This window comes from Ciceribacter ferrooxidans (genome assembly GCF_004137355.1).
GTDB classification, from domain to species: domain Bacteria; phylum Pseudomonadota; class Alphaproteobacteria; order Rhizobiales; family Rhizobiaceae; genus Allorhizobium; species Allorhizobium ferrooxidans.
Genome location: NZ_SDVB01000170.1, coordinates 230,599 through 245,237, shown reverse-complemented (window position 1 = coordinate 245,237; position 14,639 = coordinate 230,599). Strand labels below are relative to the sequence as shown.

The following is a 14,639-nucleotide window of genomic DNA, read 5'->3' as shown; positions in this document are numbered from 1 at the left end:
GGCGCCGCTCTGATTTCATGAACTCAATATATGTTGCGCCGCAAAATCATGTAGAGCCAAGTTTGTATGTCACCTATGCATCAAATGCATGATGACGCCGTTTACTGATCGTTAACTGGTCATTTTTGCATCACGCAGAAGAGTGCGCGAAGGACGTAGCTCGGTCAGGGAACGGCATAAACAAATAACGCTCACCGGGGGAGGAGGTCCGGTGAGCGTCATTTTGGGTGACTGGCAACTGGGAGGAGGAGTGCTGCCAGTCTTATCGGCGCAACACTGGGAGGAGGAGTGTGTGGCACCGAATTTCATTGAGATCCCTTGGTCGCAACGGGGCGCCTCAAGCGCGATCTCTATGGTCTGAATATAGTACGCTGACTTCGCTTTGTGCAGTGCAATATTATCATGGAAGGCATGCAGTCTGCGCATGGCCGACGAAAGTGTCGCGGAATGCCCTCGAAAGGGCATTGTCATTTCCACTCTCGCAAATCAGAGTGCCACAGAATGCGACGCGGCGATATGCGGCAAGGCACCGCAGGTTGCCGGGCAAATCTCAGGGGGAGACGATGTATCGCGGAAGGCTGAAACGCGACTTCGATCTGTGGGTCGAAAAGGGGTTGCTGGCGCGTCCCTCCGCCGATGCGATGCTTGCCGAATACGACCAGCGCCGATCGGCCTTCAGCGTCGGCGGCGTGCTGACCATGCTGGCGGCGCTGCTGATCTCCGCCTCCATCCTGTTGCTGATCGCGGCGAACTGGGAGGAAATCCCCCGCGGCGCCAAGGTGATCTCCGTCGTCGCGCTCGTCTGGGTCTTCCATCTCTCCGCAGGCGTCGCCTTTGGCCGCGGTGCAGATCGTCTTGGCGGCGCAGCCCTGGTGCTCGGCGTGATGAGCTTCGGCGGCGCCATCGCGCTGATCGGGCAGCTCTACCATCTGTCGGGCGATACGGTGGACGCCATGCTGCTCTGGTTTTCGGGCGCGGTGGTCTCAGCTTTCCTCTTCCGCTCCGCAGCGGTGACCGTCGCGGCCGGCTTTCTCGCCTTCGCCGTCTCCTTCGCCATGGTCGACCAGTTCGACTGGGAATGGGACTGGCTCTACGGCTGGTCGCCGATCGTCTGCGCCGTCATCGTGCTGGCGCTGGTCTACCGAACCGGTGCGGATCGCGCCCGCCACCTTGCCTACCTCGTCGGTCTTTCCTGGCTCGGCTGGCTCTATGGCCTAAGCGAGGAGGTCTGGCCGGCCGTAGTCTATGCACTGCTGGGCACGCTGGCTTTCGTGGCGTTGACGGTGAAGGGTTCTCCTCTTGAGGCGATAGCCCGTCGGGCGGGAGCGGCGCCGGCCTTCTATGCCTGCGCCCTGGCAGTGCTCGGCCTTCTCGCGCTTCATTTCGAATATGATGCCGGAGGCCGGCTTGCCGTGCTCGCGGCGGCGACCATCGCCTTCGTGCTGCTCGCCCTCGCGCTCGACGGGCGTGACAACGGCGCGGTACGCTATCTTGCCTATACGGTCTTTGCCGGCGAGGTGCTCTATCTCTCCTTCGTGACGATCGATTCCATGCTCGGAACATCCGGCTTCTTCCTGCTTTCCGGCCTCGTGGTCGCTGTGCTCGCCTTCGTCGTCGTCCGCATGGAAAAACTCTTTGCCCGCAGAGCCGAGGAGGCCGGCCGATGAACACTGCAACCGGAACCGCAGGCGGCCGCTACTATCTTCTCGTTGCTGCAGGCGTGTCGGCCCTTTTTACCGCCGTTCTGCTGTACATGGTCGAGCATCGGGCGGCGATCCTGCGCTCCGGCACTGAGGTGGTCCTGAAGACTGTGCCGGTCGATCCGCGCGATCTTCTGCGCGGAGACTATGTCATCCTTTCCTACGAGGTTTCACGGATTCCCGCCTCCCTCGTCACCGGCGACTGGCCGTCGCCCGGAAGCTGGACGCGGATGAACGTTCGTCTGAAACCGGGGGCGGACGGCTACTGGACGGTCGCCGAGGCCGCCTTCGGCGATCTGCCGCCGGCGGAAGGGTCGGTGGTGCTGCGCACGCAGCGCTTCCGGCTCTATGCGCCTCCGGACGACAAGGAAGGCGAAATCAGCGTCGACTACGGCATCGAGCGTTATTATGTCCCGGAGGGCGAGGGCAGGCCGATCGAGGACGCGCGCAACGACGACGAGGTGTCGGTGGCGGCCCGTGTCGGCGCCGGCGGGCAGGCGCAGATTCGGGAACTCAGGGTGCGCGGCATCCCCGCCTACGAGGAGCCGCTCTACTGACGACGACCCCGGGGCCGGCCGTCATTTTTCCTTTGCGCGAACGGAAACGGGTGATATAGAGACGCGCGCTCCGGAGGGGCCATGCGCGAAGGCAGCATGCGGTTCTTTTGGGCGCGGGTATGGTGAAATTGGTAGACACGCCAGATTTAGGTTCTGGTGCCGCAAGGCGTGGGAGTTCAAGTCTCTCTACCCGCACCAGGATTACCGCGCGGGTTGCCGGGAGGGGCGAAACAGCCGTTCCTGTCACCCTTTGCGCCATTTTGCCTGGCAAAATGCTTGAAGATTGCGTACCAGCCACGCCCGGGAAAGAAGAATTCCGGCGTCGTGCTCAATGAAAACCACCGGCTGTCCGAGCACGGCCGCCACGACATGAAGGTAAAAACATGCAGGTTATCGAAACGCTCGCTGAAGGGCTGAAGCGCGAAATCAAGGTCGTCGTTCCGGCCAAGGACATGGAACAGCGGATGAACGAGCGCCTCGCCGAGGCCAAGGACAAGGTCCGTATCAACGGTTTCCGTCCGGGCAAGGTGCCGATGTCGCACCTGAAGAAGGTCTACGGCAAGTCGGTCATGGCCGAGCTCGTCAACGAGATCATCCGCGAGAAGCCGAGCGCGATCCTTTCCGAGCGCGGCGAGAAGTCTGCGACCCAGCCGGAAGTCACGATGACCGAGGACGAGGCCGAAGCCGACAAGATCCTAAACGCAGAAGCTGATTTCGAATTCACGCTCTCCTACGAAGTCATCCCGCCGATCGAGCTGAAGCCGGTTTCCGGCATCAAGGTCGTGCGTGAAGTCGTCGACATCGAAGAAGGCGAAGTCGAAGACCAGATTCGCAAGATCGGCGAAAGCGCCCGCAGCTACGAAACCAAGAAGGGCAAGGCCGCCGAAGGTGACCGCGTCACTATGGATTACGTCGGCAAGGTCGATGGCGTCGCCTTCGATGGCGGCACCGACACCGATGCCGAACTCGTTCTCGGCTCGAACCGCTTCATCCCCGGCTTCGAAGACCAGCTCGTCGGCGTCAAGGCCGGCGACGAGAAGGTCATCACCGTCACTTTCCCGGAAGACTATCCGGCCAAGAACCTCGCCGGCAAGGAAGCGACCTTCGATATCACCGTCAAGGAAGTCGCCGCTCCGGGTGAGATCACCCTCGACGACGAGCTCGCCAAGAAGCTCGGCATCGAATCGCTCGATCGCCTGAGGGAGATCGTCCGTGGCCAGATCGAAAGCCAGTTCGGCTCGGTCACGCGCCAGAAGGTCAAGCGCCAGATCCTCGACCAGCTCGACGAGATGTACAAGTTCGAAACCCCGACACGCCTCGTCGAAGCTGAATTCGACAACATCTGGCGCCAGATCAACACCGATCTCGCCCAGTCCGGCAAGACCTTCGAGGATGAAGACACCACCGAAGAGAAGGCACGCGACGAATATCGCACGCTCGCCGAGCGCCGCGTCCGCCTCGGCCTCGTCCTCTCCGAAATCGGCGAAAAGGCCGGCGTCGGAGTGACCGAGGAAGAAATGCAGCGCGCTCTCTACGCACAGCTGCAGCAGTTCCCCGGTCAGGAAAAGCAGATCCTCGACTTCTTCCGCAAGACGCCGGGCGCTTCCGCCTCGCTGCGCGCGCCGATTTTCGAAGAAAAGGTGGTTGACCACCTGCTCGGCGAGATCGACGTCACCGACAAGAAGGTGACGAAGGAAGAGCTGCTCGCCGACGACGAAGCCGAAGGCGCTGAAAAGCCGGCGAAGAAGGCAGCTCCGAAGAAGAAGGCTGCTGCCAAGGCTGACGATGCCGCCGAAGGCGAGGAAGCCGCTCCGAAGAAGAAGGCAGCACCGAAGAAGAAGGCTGCCGAAGGCGACGCCGAATAATCGGTTCCTGTATCAGGATCAGGAAGGGGCTGCCCATCGGGCGGCCCCTTTTTGCATGGGCGGGCGTCTCCGCCTTCAGTCGCTTGGTCCGTCGATCGCAGCCATGATGCGATAGGCGACGCGCACGCGATCCGGGATGGGATAGGCCTTGTTCGCGAGGATAACGACGCCCATCCGCCGCTCCGGAACGAAGGCGGCGTAGGCCCCGAAACCGCCGGTGGAGCCGGTCTTGTTGATCCAGGTGTCCTCGCGTGGCTTGGCCGGAGGGTCCAGCGCTTCAACTGCGTTGCTCTTATAGGAGATCTCCGGGGAGTTTCCTGCGAGCAGTCCGTCGAGTTCGACAGGATAGTCATACATCTCCCATCCGAGGCCTTGCACCATCCCTCCGACCCGGTAGTAGCCGGTATGCGTGGCGGTGATGGCGCGCCGCAGGGTCGCGTCGTCGAGGCCCCGACCGTCCATGTTCGCTTCGACGAAGCTGATCAGGTCGGAGGCGGATGTCTTCACACCGTAGGCTTCGGAATCCATCGCGCCGGGGGAGACGCGGACCGGCTTGCCGGCCTTCGAATAGCCGTGGGCATAATCGGGCATCCGCTTCTCCGGCACATGGATGTAGGTGTTGAAAAGTTTGAGCATGGGAAAGAGCTTGCGCTCCATGAGATCGTCGAAGGGCGCACCCATGCTCGCCGCAGCCGCATAGCCGAAAAGGCCGATGCTCGGATTGGAGTAGCGCCGGTGGGTTCCGGGCGCGTGATTCGGATGCCAGTCGCGGTAATAGGCGATCGCGTTCTTCTGCGTGACGTCGTCGGGAAACTGCAAGGGCAGGCCGCCCGCCGTGTAGGTTGCGAGATTGAGAAGGCTGACCTTGTCGAAGGCACTGCCGGCAAGGTCCGGCACATACTTGCCGGGGCTGTCGGAAAAGGAGAGCGCTCCTGTTTCGCGCGCATAGGAGGCCAGGGTCGCGGTAAAGGTCTTGCTGATAGACCCGATCTCGAAGAGCGTGGCGTCGTCGACCTTTTTCCCGCTCTCGACGGAGGCGACGCCGTAGTTGAAGACGTACCGGCGGCCCTGGACGGTCACTGCCACGGCCATTCCCGGCACCTTGTAGGTCTCCATGATCGGTACGATCGCCTCGTCGGCCGCGCGCCGGAGCCGACTTTCGATGTCATCCGCGGTGGCGACAGCGCACGTGCCGAGAATCGATACGGCAACGGTGGCGGGAGCGATCGATCTGGCGGCAAGAGAATTCCTCATGGCAACACATCTCCTTATATTCTGGATATTCTGGCTGTGGCCTCGCCGCGTATCGCAGCGGCCGGCCATGTCATGGGGATCTGCATCAAGGCTCTGCGTTCAACCTCCTGCGAGGCGTAGTTTTCCGCTCGTCGACGACGGAAGGTGAAGGAGCGTCCTCGGTATATGCGGATTGCACTGTGCGCCCAAACGACGTTAACTTGCGGGAGTCATTAGAAAAAGTATTGGCATCCAAAGGTCCGTCCGCATCTTCCCTTGAACGCGCTACGTGCCTTCGAGGCTTCTGCGCGGCACCTGAGCTTCACCAGGGCGGCAATCGAACTCTGCGTGACCCAGGCGGCCGTCAGCCATCAGGTGAAGAGCCTGGAGACGCAGCTGAAGGTCACGCTTTTCAAGCGGCTTCCCCGTGGACTGATGCTGACACAGGAGGGCGAGACGTTGCTACCGTCGCTGCGTGACGCCTTCGACCGGATCGCCGGAACACTCGAGGGGCTCGAGGGCGGCCACCGTCGCGAGGTACTCACCGTCGGAGCGGTCGGGACCTTCGCCGTCGGCTGGCTGTTGCCGCGGCTGGCCGGCTTCCGTGCCGAAAACCCGTTCATCGACCTGCGGCTTTCGACCAACAACAACCGCGTGGACATCGCGGCGGAGGGTCTCGACTACGCGATCCGCTTCGGGGAGGGTGCCTGGCACGGGGTGGACGCGATCCCCCTGCTGGAGGCACCGCTTTCGCCGCTCTGCATCCCGGATATCGCCGTACAGATGGAGACCCCCGCCGATCTCTTTAAGCACACGCTGCTGCGCTCCTACAGGGCGGACGAATGGACGCGCTGGTTCGAGGCAGCCGGATTGCGCCAGACCATGCCCGTCGCCGGGAGCATCGTCTTCGATTCCTCCCTTGCGATGATGGATGCGGCGCTGCAGGGGGCCGGCATCGCGCTCGCTCCGCCGTCGATGTTTTCCCGCCTGCTGCAATCGGAAACGATCCGGCGGCCCTTCGATGCCGGCGTGACGATCGGCAGCTACTGGCTCACGCGGCTGCAGTCGCGAACGGAGACGCCGGCGATGATGCGCTTCCGGGACTGGATCCTCGGCGCATCAGAGCAGCCCTGACACGACGACGTCGGCGCAGAGACCGTCGTCCCGTTGACCGGCCGCGGACGAGGTGTCAAACATGAAGGATCGCGAGAGAGCAGGGCGGCGCATCCGAATGACCAATCTCCTGTGGCTGCAGGCCGGAAGCTGCGGTGGCTGCACCATGTCGGTGCTCGACCACGGCGCACGCGGCTGGGTGCGGGAGCTGCAGAATTTCGGCATCGACCTCCTCTGGCATCCCTCACTCAGCGAAGAGAGCGGGGAGGAGGCGATCGCCATCCTCGGCGACGTTGCGGCCGGACGCACCCCGCTCGACTTCCTCTGCATTGAAGGCTCGATCCTGCGCGGGCCGAATGGCACCGGTCTCTACAACCGGCTTGCCGGTACCGGCCGCACGATGCTCTCCTGGGTCCGCGAGCTGGCGCCGCTGGCCGACTACTGCATCGCCGTCGGCACCTGCGCCGCCTATGGTGGTGTCCACGCCGCGCAGCCAGATCCTGCGGAAGCATCCGGCCTCCAGTACGAGGGTTCGATCTCGGGTGGCGTGCTCGGGCCGGATTTTCGCGCCCGCTCCGGCCTGCCGGTGATCAACGTCGCCGGTTGCGCACCCCATCCGGGCTGGATCATGGAGACGCTGGCGGCGCTGCAGATGGGTGATTTCGACGAGAGCGATCTCGACCGCCTCGGCCGACCGAAGTTCTTTGCCAAGACGCTTGCCCATCACGGCTGCGAACGCAACGAATATTACGAGTTCAAGGCGAGCGCCGAAAAGCTCTCCGACCTCGGCTGCCTGATGGAGCATCTCGGCTGCAAGGCGACGCAGGCGGTCGGCGACTGCAACCAGCGCAGCTGGAACGGCGGCGGTTCGTGTACGCATGGCGGGTTCTCGTGTGTCGCCTGCACGTCGCCCGGTTTCGAGCAGACGGAGGATTTCCTGAAGACGCCGAAGGTGGGCGGCATTCCCGTCGGCCTGCCGCTCGACATGCCGAAAGCGTGGTTCGTGGCACTCGCCGCGCTCTCCAAGTCGGCAACGCCGGAACGTGTCCGGCAGAATGCGACCTCGGACCGGGTGGTCCGTGATCCGCGACGGGCAGGCGGCCACGACGAATGACGCGGGTGATCGCCGGGCCTTTCAATCGTGTCGAGGGCGACCTCGAAGTGTCACTCGAGCTTGAGGACGGCGTCATCGCACGGGCCGAGGTGACGGCGACGCTCTATCGCGGCTTTGAGCAATTGCTTTCCGGTCGCCCGGGCCTTGATGCTCTGGTGATCGCACCGCGCATCTGCGGCATCTGTTCGGTGTCACAGTCGATCGCCGCGGCGACGGCCCTGCGCAATCTCGCGGGCGGACTTGCCGCACCGAACGGCTATATCGCCGCCAATATCGCGCACGCGGCGGAGAACATCGCCGACCACCTGACGCATTTCTATCTCTTCTTCATGCCGGATTTCGCCCGCGCCGAGTATGCCGGACGGCCGTGGTTCGAGAACGCTGCCGGTCGCTTCAAGGCAGCGAGCGGCAGCGGTTCCGCCGCCTTTCTGCCGCGGCGCCGGCGTCTTCTCGAGGTGATGGGGATCATCGCCGGCAAGTGGCCGCATTCGCTCGCCTTCCAGCCCGGCGGGACGACGCGGGCGATCGACGTCGGCGAAAGGGTACAGCTCGCCGCCATTCTGGGCGAGCTCCAGGTCTTCCTGGAGGAGACCGTGTTCGGCGTCCCGCTCGACGAAATACTTGCGATGGAGACTCCGGCGGAGCTTTCGAACTATGCAGAGCGGACGCGGGGCGATTTCCCGTTCTTCCTGACGATTGCCGCCGATCTCGGCCTCGGGAACATGGGGAGGGGCCCGGGACCGCTGTTGTCTTTCGGCGCCTACCATGCGGCGCATGATTCGTACTTCAAGTCCGGGATCATGTCCGCGGACGGCGTGGTCGCGCCGCTCGACGTCGCGGCGATCTCCGAGGATGCGACCTGCGCATGGTTTGCGCCGACGAGCACCGATCCGGCGCATGCCGAGACGCTGCCGTCGGCGGAAAAGGAAAACGCCTACTCCTGGGCCAAGGCGCCGCGGCTTTCCGGTCGTCCGGCCGAGGTCGGCGCCGCCGCGCGCCTCGCCGTTTCCGGCCATCCGTTGATCTCCACGCTGATTGCCGAAGGCGGCGGGACATCGGTCCGGACACGGATTGTCGCGCGACTCCTCGAGGCGGCGATCCTCGTGCACGCGAGCCAGGGCTGGTGCCGGCAGTTGCGGCTGAAGGAAGAATTCTGCGCCCATTTCGCGCTGCCGGACGATGCGGCGGCGGCCGGGCTGGTCGAGGCGGCCCGCGGCGCGCTCGGCCATTGGGTCGGCCTCAGGGAAGGCCGCATCAGCCACTACCAGATCATCGCGCCCACCACCTGGAACTTCTCTCCGCGCGATGCCGCCGGTATATCGGGGCCGCTCGAAAGCGCACTGGTAGGGCTCGACACTGGCGGGCTCGGGGCGAAGTCGGCAGCCCTCCAGCACGTCATCCGCTCCTTCGACCCCTGCATGGTCTGCACCGCCCATTGATATTCGTCAGGGCCGGTCAGTGGCTTTCCACTGTTGACAAGCCGGTGAGCACCTGTCGACGAGGGCGGACGCAAGGAGCATGTTGCTCTCGTCGGGCAAAGTAAAGAATCCCCAATAATTTCAGTTTGATGGATCAGGCTCTCTGGAAGGGCTTCGATCTGGTCTGCTTCTTGCTGTCCTCAGAGTCCGTAGCCCGCCCTTGTTCTGCAGCGGGCATGTGCTGGCAAGTGGGCTCCCAAGGCTCCGGGCCCGGCGCAGCTTCACGAAAAGGATGCGGTGCGGGTCGCAGTCCCGCGACGGGCCGCTCGGGTAGGAAGGCTGGAGGAGATCAATGGCCGCAACGGAAACCTTCTATGATGTCATACGCCGCCAGGGCATCACGCGCAGGAGCTTCACCAAGTTCTGTTCGCTGACGGCGGCAAGCCTCGGATTCGGTCCGTCGGGCGCCAGGGCCATGGAGGAGGCGCTGGAGACCAAGGAACGTGTCCCGGTCATCTGGATGCACGGTCTGGAATGCACCTGCTGCTCGGAGAGCTTCATCCGCTCGGCCCATCCGCTGGTGAAGGACGTTGTGCTGTCGATGATCTCGCTCGACTACGACGACACGATCATGGCGGCCGCCGGCCACCAGGCCGAAGCGATCCTCGAAGAGACCAAGGAGAAGTACAAGGGCAAGTACATTCTCGCCGTCGAGGGCAATCCGCCGCTCAACGAGGACGGGATGTTCTGCATTGACGGCGGCAAGCCCTTCGTTGAGAAACTGAAGTGGATGGCCGAGGATGCGATGGCCGTCATCGCCTGGGGCGCCTGCGCCTCCTGGGGCTGCGTGCAGGCCGCCAAGCCCAACCCGACGCAGGCGACCCCGATCGACAAGGTCATCCGTGACAAGCCGATCATCAAGGTGCCTGGCTGTCCGCCGATCGCCGAAGTCATGACCGGCGTCGTCACCTTCATCACCACCTTCGGCAAGCTTCCGGAACTTGACCGGCAGGGCCGCCCGAAGATGTTTTACTCGCAGCGCATTCACGACAAGTGCTACCGCCGGCCGCATTTCGACGCCGGCCAGTTCGTCGAAGAGTGGGACGATGAAGGCGCGCGCAAGGGCTACTGTCTCTACAAGATGGGCTGCAAGGGTCCGACGACCTATAACGCCTGCTCGACGGTGCGCTGGAACAACGGCGTCTCCTTCCCGATCCAGTCCGGCCACGGCTGCATCGGCTGTTCGGAAGAAGGCTTCTGGGACAAGGGCAGCTTCTACGACCGCCTGACCACGATCAACCAGTTCGGCGTCGAAGCCAATGCCGACCAGATCGGAAAGACGGCGGCCGGCGTCGTCGGTGCGGCGATCGCCGCCCATGCCGGCATCACCGCGGTCAAGCGGGTCACCGCCAAGAACCGCGAAAAGACCGACGCATAACGGGGAGGGGTACCATCCATGACAATCCAGACGCCAAACGGCTTCACGCTCGACAATTCCGGAAAGCGCATCGTCGTCGACCCGGTCACCCGCATCGAAGGTCACATGCGTGTCGAGGTGAACGTCGACGAAAACAACGTCATCCGCAACGCCGTCTCGACCGGCACCATGTGGCGCGGCATCGAGGTGATCCTGAGGAACCGCGATCCGCGCGACGCCTGGGCCTTCACCGAACGGATCTGCGGCGTGTGCACCGGCACCCATGCGCTCACCTCGGTGCGCGCGGTGGAGAATGCGCTCGGCATCAGCATTCCCGAGAATGCCAATTCGATCCGCAATCTCATGCAGCTGGCGCTGCAGGTGCATGACCACATCGTGCACTTCTACCACCTGCACGCACTCGACTGGGTGGACGTCGTTTCGGCGCTCTCGGCCGACCCGAAGGCGACATCCGCACTTGCGCAGTCCGTCTCCGACTGGGCGCTTTCTTCGCCCGGCTATTTCAAGGACATCCAGGGGCGGCTCAAGAAGTTCGTCGAATCCGGTCAGCTCGGCCCGTTCAAGAACGGTTACTGGGGGAATGCCTCCTACAAGTTGCCGCCGGAAGCGAACCTGATGGCGGTCGCCCATTATCTGGAAGCGCTCGATTTCCAGAAGGAGATCGTCAAGATCCACACGATCTTCGGCGGCAAGAACCCGCATCCGAACTGGCTGGTCGGCGGCGTGCCGTGCCCGATCAACGTCGACGGCACCGGTGCCGTGGGCGCGATCAACATGGAGCGGCTGAACTACGTCACCTCGATCATCGACCAGCTCATCGAGTTCAACGACAAGGTCTATATCCCGGACATCATGGCGATCGGCTCCTTCTACAAGGACTGGCTCTATGGCGGCGGGCTTTCGGGCAAGAACGTGCTCGCCTATGGCGACGTGCCGGAACATGCCAACGATTACAGCGAGGCAAGCCTGAAACTGCCGCGCGGCGCGATCATCAACGGCAATCTTGCGGAAGTCTTCCCGGTCGACCTCGCCGATCCGGAGCAGATCCAGGAATTCGTTGCCCACTCCTGGTACAAGTATCCGGACGAGAGCAAGGGGCTTCACCCCTGGGATGGGGTCACCGAGCCGCATTACGACCTCGGCCCGAATGCCAAGGGCACCAAGACCAACATCGAGGAGCTCGACGAGGCCGGCAAATACTCCTGGATCAAGGCGCCGCGCTGGCGCGGCAATGCCATGGAAGTCGGCCCGCTCGCCCGATGGATCGTCGGCTACGCCCAGAACAAGGCGGAGTTCAAGGATCCGGTCGACAAGGTGCTGAAGGATCTCGGCCTGCCGACCTCGGCGCTCTTCTCGACGCTCGGCCGGACAGCGGCGCGCGCGCTGGAATCGCAATGGGCGGGCTACCAGATGCGGCATTTCCAGAACAAGCTGATCGCCAACATCAAGGCCGGCGACAGCGCGACTGCCTTCGTCGACAAGTGGAAGCCGGAAACCTGGCCTTCGGAAGTGAAGGGCGTCGGTTTCACCGAGGCGCCGCGCGGGGCGCTCGCCCACTGGATCAAGATCAAGGACGGCAAGATCGAGAACTACCAGTGCGTCGTGCCGACCACCTGGAACGGCAGTCCGCGCGACCCGCAGGGCAATATCGGTGCGTTCGAAGCCTCGCTGATGGATACGCCGATGTCCGATCCCGCTCAGCCGCTCGAAATCCTGAGGACCATCCATTCCTTCGATCCGTGCCTTGCATGCTCCACGCATGTGATGAGCCCGGACGGTCAGGAAATGGCGAAGGTTCAGGTGCGTTGAGGGGGATCGGTGATGACCGTGCACGAATCCCTCACCGCCTCGGACTCCCACGGCGAGGCCGCCGTGGAACGCCAGAGCGTCTATGTCTATGAAGCGCCGGTGCGCATCTGGCACTGGGTCAACGCCTTCGCGATCTTCACGCTGGCGCTGACGGGCTACTTCATCGGTTCACCTCTCCCGGCGGTGCCGGGGGAGGCGAGTGCGAACTTCCTGATGGGCTATATCCGCTTCGTCCATTTCGCCGCTGGACAGGTGCTTGCCGTCTTCCTGCTCCTCAGGATCTATTGGGCCTTCGTCGGCAACGTGCATGCTCGCCAGATCTTCTATGTGCCCTTCTGGAAGGGGCAGTACTGGAAGGAATGGTGGCACGAGGTGAAGTGGTACACGTTCCTCACCTCCAAACCGAAGAAGTATGTCGGCCATAATCCGCTGGCGCAGTTCACGATGTTCCTCGTCTTCACCCTGCCGCTCGTCTTCATGGTGGTGACCGGCTTCGCCCTCTACAGCGAAGGGGCCGGGCGTGACAGCTGGGAATACGCACTCTTCGGCTGGGTATTCTCGATCTTTCCGAACAGCCAGGACCTGCACACCTACCACCATCTCGGCATGTGGGTGATCCTGCTCTTCGTGATGGTCCATATCTACGTGGCCGTGCGCGAGGACATCATGAGCCGCCAGAGCATCATCTCCTCCATGATTTCCGGCGAGCGCATGTTCAAGGACAGGGAGGACTGAATGGCGGAGGCGGTCGCGACAGCCGCGCCGAGGGTCCTCGTCCTCGGGATCGGCAACATCCTGTGGGCCGACGAGGGCTTCGGCGTCCGGGCGGTGGAGGCATTCCACCGGGCCTTCGAGGTACCGGAGAACGTCACCGTGCTCGATGGTGGCACGCAGGGACTCTATCTCGTTCAGTTCGTCAACGAGCACGACAGGCTGATCGTCTTCGATGCGATCGACTACGGGCTGGAGCCTGCGACGCTGAAGCTGGTGGAGGATCACGAGGTGCCGAAATTCACCGGCGCCAAGAAGATGAGCCTGCACCAGACCGGCTTTCAGGAGGTGCTGAGTGCCGCCGATCTGATGGGGCGGTATCCCGAGCGGCTCGCCCTGATCGGCTGCCAGCCCGTCGACCTCGAAGACTGGGGCGGTCCGCTCACCGGCCCGGTCGCCGCGGTGATACCCGCGGCCGTCGAACTGGCGGCGGATATTCTCGGACGCTGGGGAGTCGCGGTCACGCGGCGCCCCGAGGGAGCGACGGTGCCGCCGCTCTTGGAAAACGACATCGATTTCGAAAGCTACGAGCGGCGCACCGCGCTCGCTGCGGGCGCCAACCTCTAGGGGAACGACAATGAAGAGACTTCGTACACTCGCGCTGTTCGTGCTGGCGGCGCTTCCCGCGACCGCCGAGGCGCATACCGGCGTCGGCCTCCATAGCCACGGCTTCGAAGCCGGGTTCTCGCATCCCTTCACCGGGCTCGACCACATGCTTGCGATGATCGGTGTCGGCCTCTGGGCCGCGAGCCTCGGCGGGCGGGCGCGATACCTCGTTCCGCTCTCCTTCATGGGCGTGATGGTCGGTGGCGGACTTCTCGGCATTGCCGGCATCGCCCTGCCGATGGTGGAAACGCTGATTGCCGCCTCGGTCGCTGCGATCGGTCTTGTCATCCTCCTGAATGTCCGGGTGCCGACGCCGCTTGCCTCGGCCTTCGTCGGCGCCTGTGCGCTGTTCCACGGCCACGCCCACGGGGCGGAACTGCCTGCCATGGCAAACCAGTGGGGCTATGTCGCGGGATTCGTGCTCGCGACCGGTCTTCTCCATGCCGCGGGCCTCGGTCTCGGCATGGCGCGCTTCGGTAACGCCGAGGGACTTTTGCGCCGGGCGGCCGGCGGCCTCGTCGCCGTCGCGGGGCTTGCGTTGTTCGCCGGCTGATCGGTCCGCCATAAAGTCGATCCGGGGGCTGGGGGGGTCCGGGTCGAAAAAGAGGAAGCAGGAGAAGGCAGATGTGCATCGGAATACCCATGCGGGTCGTTGAGGCGGGCGAGTTCGAGGCGATCTGCGAACGCCACGGCGAACGGCATCGCGTCTCGCTGATGCTTGTCGGGGCCCAGGAGCCCGGCACCCATCTGCTGACCCATCTCGGTTCGGCAATCCGGGTGCTCGGAGACGAGGAGGCGAGTGCGATCGACAACGCGCTCACCGGGCTCTCTGAAGCGGTCGACGGGCGTCCTTTCGAGGCGCTCTTCGAAGACCTGATTTCACGCGAACCGGAACTGCCCGAACATCTGCGATGACGCTTCGTCGGGAAAATGGAAAGTAAAGTGACAAGGGCGGAAACATAGTTTCCGCCCTTGTTCGTTCTGGCGTATGCCAAAGTGGAAAAATCGCTTTCAA

Annotated in this window: 13 protein-coding genes and 1 tRNA gene; 13 read left to right on the top strand and 1 reads right to left on the bottom strand. The window is 63.5% G+C overall.

All coding sequences use genetic code 11. The features are described from left to right. The first annotated feature begins 563 nt into the window (after positions 1-563). From EUU22_RS05560 to tig, 4 genes are all read left to right on the top strand, one after another. Entirely contained in the window at positions 564-1,667 is a 1,104-nt protein-coding gene (locus tag EUU22_RS05560; RefSeq protein ID WP_129331060.1) for a DUF2157 domain-containing protein, read from the top strand. Further along, positions 1,664-2,257 carry a GDYXXLXY domain-containing protein gene (locus EUU22_RS05555; protein WP_129331059.1) on the top strand — a complete coding sequence of 198 codons (594 nt, stop codon included), beginning with the start codon at positions 1,664-1,666 and terminating at the stop codon, positions 2,255-2,257. Before EUU22_RS05560 ends, EUU22_RS05555 begins: the two co-directional genes overlap by 4 nt. 113 nt (positions 2,258-2,370) lie before the next feature. Further along, positions 2,371-2,455, top strand: a tRNA-Leu gene (locus tag EUU22_RS05550). 185 nt (positions 2,456-2,640) lie between these two features. Then, a complete protein-coding gene (gene tig / locus EUU22_RS05545) occupies positions 2,641-4,122 on the top strand; it encodes a trigger factor (RefSeq protein ID WP_129331058.1) in 1,482 nt (493 codons plus the stop codon). A gap of 75 nt (positions 4,123-4,197) precedes the next feature. Here tig and ampC read toward each other — a convergent pair whose 3' ends face one another. Further along, on the bottom strand, positions 4,198-5,376 hold the full coding sequence (gene ampC / locus EUU22_RS05540; protein ID WP_129331057.1) for a class C beta-lactamase: 1,179 nt from the start codon (positions 5,374-5,376) through the stop codon (positions 4,198-4,200). A gap of 255 nt (positions 5,377-5,631) precedes the next feature. Between ampC and EUU22_RS05535 the strand changes: the two genes are divergently transcribed. The 9 genes from EUU22_RS05535 to hypC all read left to right on the top strand — a co-directional run bounded on the left by EUU22_RS05535 (position 5,632) and on the right by hypC (position 14,539). After that, on the top strand, positions 5,632-6,489 hold the full coding sequence (locus tag EUU22_RS05535) for a LysR family transcriptional regulator (protein WP_129331056.1): 858 nt from the start codon (positions 5,632-5,634) through the stop codon (positions 6,487-6,489). 97 nt (positions 6,490-6,586) lie between these two features. Next, positions 6,587-7,582, top strand: coding sequence for an NADH-quinone oxidoreductase subunit B family protein (locus tag EUU22_RS05530; protein WP_245484915.1), 996 nt, complete (start codon positions 6,587-6,589; stop codon positions 7,580-7,582). After that, on the top strand, positions 7,579-9,021 hold the full coding sequence (locus tag EUU22_RS05525) for a nickel-dependent hydrogenase large subunit (RefSeq protein ID WP_129331054.1): 1,443 nt from the start codon (positions 7,579-7,581) through the stop codon (positions 9,019-9,021). Before EUU22_RS05530 ends, EUU22_RS05525 begins: the two co-directional genes overlap by 4 nt. A gap of 331 nt (positions 9,022-9,352) precedes the next feature. Further along, positions 9,353-10,438, top strand: a complete 1,086-nt coding sequence (locus tag EUU22_RS05520; RefSeq protein WP_129331053.1) for a hydrogenase small subunit — start codon at positions 9,353-9,355, stop codon at positions 10,436-10,438. An 18-nt stretch (positions 10,439-10,456) separates the two neighbouring features. Then, on the top strand, positions 10,457-12,247 hold the full coding sequence (locus EUU22_RS05515; protein ID WP_129331052.1) for a nickel-dependent hydrogenase large subunit: 1,791 nt from the start codon (positions 10,457-10,459) through the stop codon (positions 12,245-12,247). Positions 12,248-12,259: 12 nt separating this feature from the next. Next, the gene (gene cybH, locus EUU22_RS05510) at positions 12,260-12,982 is read left to right on the top strand and encodes a Ni/Fe-hydrogenase, b-type cytochrome subunit (protein ID WP_129331051.1); all 723 of its coding nucleotides are present in this window, start codon (positions 12,260-12,262) and stop codon (positions 12,980-12,982) included. Beyond that, a complete protein-coding gene (locus EUU22_RS05505; RefSeq protein ID WP_129331050.1) occupies positions 12,983-13,585 on the top strand; it encodes a HyaD/HybD family hydrogenase maturation endopeptidase in 603 nt (200 codons plus the stop codon). A 10-nt stretch (positions 13,586-13,595) separates the two neighbouring features. Next, positions 13,596-14,177 carry a HupE/UreJ family protein gene (locus tag EUU22_RS05500; protein WP_129331049.1) on the top strand — a complete coding sequence of 194 codons (582 nt, stop codon included), beginning with the start codon at positions 13,596-13,598 and terminating at the stop codon, positions 14,175-14,177. A gap of 71 nt (positions 14,178-14,248) precedes the next feature. Continuing rightward, positions 14,249-14,539 (top strand): HypC/HybG/HupF family hydrogenase formation chaperone, encoded by a 291-nt coding sequence (hypC, locus tag EUU22_RS05495; protein WP_129331048.1) that lies wholly within the window; start codon positions 14,249-14,251, stop codon positions 14,537-14,539. Positions 14,540-14,639 lie beyond the last annotated feature (100 nt).